We start from the raw sequence: 4,065 nt of genomic DNA on the forward strand, positions 1-4,065 counted from the left end.
AAACATACCTCATACTAGATTCAAAATCTACACAGAAAAACACGGTTTAAATTCAGAACTACGAAGCCGCGAATTTTACGAGAAGCCAACTTCTGAGCGTAAGCGCAAAGCAGCAGCCGCTGTTAAGCGTCACGCCAAGAAAGTTCAGCGCGAACAGCGCCGCGCCGTTCGTCTGTACTAATACACAGACGTTCGTAGCAAGCTTCTGCCAAGCCCGGCCCTCAGCCGGGCTATTGGCATTTGCGGATATCGCTTGATGCTTCATCGTCGACGCCGCACACGCGACCGAGACAAATCTGCTTCACCACGTCAGACCTGGCTCTTTTGCCAGCGGTGCACGTCTTTTCTGACGAGCCTTTCAAGGCTACTGACGAGCACACCCACTGATTCCTCTTACGACGATCAGCCCAAGGCACATACACGTGCCCGCTTTATTGAGCTATCCGAGGCCTTTAACCGGCCGTCAGCGGATTCAGCGCAACACTTTCAAATAGTCGAAGACTGATTGGTACTAACGTCAGTGGATTTTCGGCAGATACACTTCCCGACAGCGATTACGCAGACGACACCGGTCGAGCCGCACATTTTGCGCGCTTCAAACAACGACCCGCGTCCGGCCGCCCTTCGCATCGGACTCATTACAGCGCAGACAACGAGCACGCCATGGCCGGGCTGATTCCCCAGAGCTTCATTGACGACCTGCTGAACCGCACCGACATCGTCGACGTGGTCAGCTCGCGCGTGCAATTGAAGAAGGCTGGCAAGAACTACACCGCCTGCTGCCCGTTTCACAAAGAAAAAACCCCGTCGTTCAGCGTCAGCCCCGACAAGCAGTTCTATTACTGCTTCGGTTGCGGTGCCGGCGGCAACGCGCTCGGCTTCCTCATGGATCACGACAACCTGGATTTCCCCCAGGCTATCGAGGATCTGGCGAAAGCCGCCGGCATGGAAATACCCCGCGAAGAAAGCGGCCGCCCGCACAAGCCGCGCCAGCCGACCGATTCGCCGCTTTACCCGTTGCTCACTGCTGCCGCTGACTTTTATCGGCAGGCGCTCAAGAGCCACCCATCGCGCAAAGCCGCCGTGGATTACCTCAAGGGCCGCGGCCTGACGGGTGAGATTGCCCGGGACTTCGGCCTCGGCTTTGCCCCGCCGGGCTGGGACAATCTGTTCAAACACTTGAGCAGCGACACACTTCAGCAAAAAGCCATGATCGACGCCGGCCTGCTGATCGAGAACGCCGAAACCGGCAAACGCTATGACCGCTTCCGCGATCGCGTGATGTTCCCGATCCGCGACAGCCGCGGGCGAATCATCGCTTTCGGCGGTCGCGTGCTGGGCGACGACAAGCCGAAATACCTGAACTCACCGGAAACCCCGGTCTTCCATAAAGGCCAGGAACTCTACGGCCTCTATGAAGCACGCAAGAACAACCGCAACCTTGACGAAATAATCGTCGTCGAAGGTTACATGGACGTCATCGCCCTCGCCCAACAAGGCCTGCGCAATGCTGTTGCAACGCTGGGCACCGCGACCAGCGAAGAACACATGAAACGCCTGTTCCGCGTCGTGCCCAACGTCTTGTTCTGTTTCGACGGCGACCAGGCCGGCCGCAACGCCGCATGGCGCGCACTGGAAGCAACGCTTTCAAGCCTGCAGGACGGACGCCGCGCGCGATTCCTGTTTCTGCCCGAAGGCGAAGACCCGGACACACTGGTACGCGCCGAGGGCACCGATGCCTTCAAGGCCCGGATCAATCAGCATGCGCAGCCGCTGGCTGATTACTTCTTCCAGCAACTGACCGAAGAGTCCGATCCGCGCTCGCTCGAAGGCAAGGCCCACATGGCCACCCTCGCCGCACCGTTGATCGACAAAGTGCCGGGCGCAAACCTGCGAATTCTGATGCGTCAACGCCTGACCGAAATCACCGGCCTGAGTAGCGAAACCGTCAGCCAGCTCGCGCAAAACGCACCGCAGGAAGCGCCGCCCGCGTACGACCCAGGCTTCGATTACGACGCGATGCCGGACTACAGCGACTACCATCAGCAGCAGGCGCAAGACATGTATGCGCCGCAGCAAGAGTGGACGCCGAAGAAACCCGGTGCCGGCGGCAAGAAATGGGACAAGAAGCCCTGGGATAAAAACGGCAAGCGTGGTGGCGATCGCGATCAGCAACGCCCACGGACGCCAATCGGCGTAGAGTCGCCGACCCTGACCGCCCTGCGTACACTGCTTCATCACCCGCAATTGGCCGAGCGCGTCGAAGATGCCGGGCACATTGCGGACGAAAATCAGACCAATGCCCAGCTGCTTGTGGCGTTGCTCGAAGCCGTACAGAAGAATCCCAAGCTAAACTCATTTCAGTTGATCGCGCGATGGCACGGCACTGATCAGGGTCGATTGCTCAAGGCACTGGCAGAAAAGGAATGGCTGATTGACGGAGATAACCTTGAACAACAGTTTTTCGACACCATTACTAGCTTGTCAGCCCGCCAACGCGAGCGAAATCTGGAACAGTTACTCAGGAAAGCGCGTCAAAGCGAGCTGAGTATCGAAGAGAAAAATCAACTGCGCGACCTTTTAAGTCGCAATGTTTCTGCATCAAGCCCGACCTCAACTGGCGCGTGAGGTCATAGCTCAGGTATAATCCTCGGCTTGTTTTTTGCCCGCCAAGACCTTCAGTGGATAGGGTGTTATGTCCGGAAAAGCGCAACAGTCTCGTATTATTGAGTTGATCAAACTGGGTCGTGAGCAGAAGTATCTGACTTACGCCGAGGTCAACGACCACCTGCCCGAGGATATTTCAGATCCTGAGCAGGTGGAAGACATCATCCGCATGATTAACGACATGGGGATCCCCGTACACGAGAGTGCTCCGGATGCGGATGCCCTTATGTTGGCCGACGCCGATACCGACGAGGCCGCTGCGGAAGAAGCAGCCGCCGCGTTGGCAGCGGTGGAGACCGATATCGGTCGCACGACTGACCCTGTGCGCATGTATATGCGTGAAATGGGTACCGTCGAGCTTCTGACTCGTGAAGGCGAAATCGAAATCGCCAAGCGTATCGAAGAGGGCATCCGTGAAGTGATGGGCGCAATTGCGCACTTCCCTGGCACGGTTGACCACATTCTCTCCGAGTACACCCGCGTCACCACCGAAGGTGGTCGCCTGTCTGACGTCCTGAGCGGTTATATCGACCCGGACGACGGCATTGCGCCGCCTGCGGCAGAAGTGCCGCCGCCGGTCGATCCGAAAGCCGTCAAGGCTGAAGACGACACCGACGACGATGAAGCCGACTCTTCCGATGACGAAGAAGAAGCCGAAAGCGGTCCGGATCCGGTCATCGCGGCCCAGCGTTTTGGCGCTGTGTCCGATCAGATGGAGATCGCCCGCAAGGCGCTGAAGAAGCACGGTCGCGGCAACAAGGCAACGATTGCCGAATTGCTGCTACTGGCCGAGCTGTTCATGCCGATCAAACTGGTGCCGAAGCAATTCGAAGCCTTGGTCGAGCGTGTTCGCGGTGCCCTGGATCGTCTGCGTCAGCAAGAGCGCGCGATCATGCAACTGTGTGTACGTGATGCACGTATGCCACGCGCCGATTTCCTGCGTCAGTTCCCGAGCAACGAAGTCGACGAAAGCTGGTCCGACGCCCTGGCCAAAGGCAAGAGCAAGTACGCCGAAGCCATCGGCCGTGTTCAGCCGGACATCATCCGTTGCCAGCAGAAACTGATCGCGCTGGAAACCGAAACCGGTTTGACCATTGCTGAAATCAAGGACATCAACCGTCGCATGTCGATCGGTGAGGCCAAGGCCCGCCGTGCGAAGAAAGAGATGGTTGAAGCGAACTTGCGTCTGGTGATCTCGATCGCCAAGAAGTACACCAACCGCGGCCTGCAATTCCTCGATCTGATCCAGGAAGGCAACATCGGCCTGATGAAAGCGGTGGACAAGTTCGAATACCGTCGTGGTTACAAGTACTCGACTTATGCCACTTGGTGGATCCGTCAGGCGATCACTCGCTCGATCGCCGACCAGGCCCGCACCATCCGTATTCCGGTGCACAC

At 58.0% G+C, this 4,065-nt stretch carries 3 protein-coding genes; all 3 read left to right on the forward strand.

Translation table 11 applies throughout. From position 1 onward, the window contains the following. Window positions 1–4: 4 nt before the first annotated feature. Window positions 5–181 carry a 30S ribosomal protein S21 gene (gene rpsU / locus ACIQVE_RS29290; RefSeq protein ID WP_402815402.1) on the forward strand — a complete coding sequence of 59 codons (177 nt, stop codon included), beginning with the start codon at window positions 5–7 and terminating at the stop codon, window positions 179–181. Window positions 182–663: 482 nt separating this feature from the next. Beyond that, on the forward strand, window positions 664–2,628 hold the full coding sequence (dnaG, locus tag ACIQVE_RS29295) for a DNA primase (protein ID WP_402815399.1): 1,965 nt from the start codon (window positions 664–666) through the stop codon (window positions 2,626–2,628). Window positions 2,629–2,695: 67 nt separating this feature from the next. Further along, a partial coding sequence (locus ACIQVE_RS29300) for a sigma-70 family RNA polymerase sigma factor (protein ID WP_402815401.1) occupies window positions 2,696–4,065 on the forward strand: 1,370 nt, incomplete at its 3' end.

Origin of the sequence: Pseudomonas sp. NPDC098747 (assembly GCF_044760045.1) — a bacterium.
GTDB lineage: Bacteria > Pseudomonadota > Gammaproteobacteria > Pseudomonadales > Pseudomonadaceae > Aquipseudomonas.

Excerpts from the sequence above, each read along its gene's own strand:
- dnaG (WP_402815399.1), top strand. The coding sequence starts at position 664 with ATGGCCGGGCTGATTCCCCAGAGCTTCATTGACGACCTGCTGAACCGC.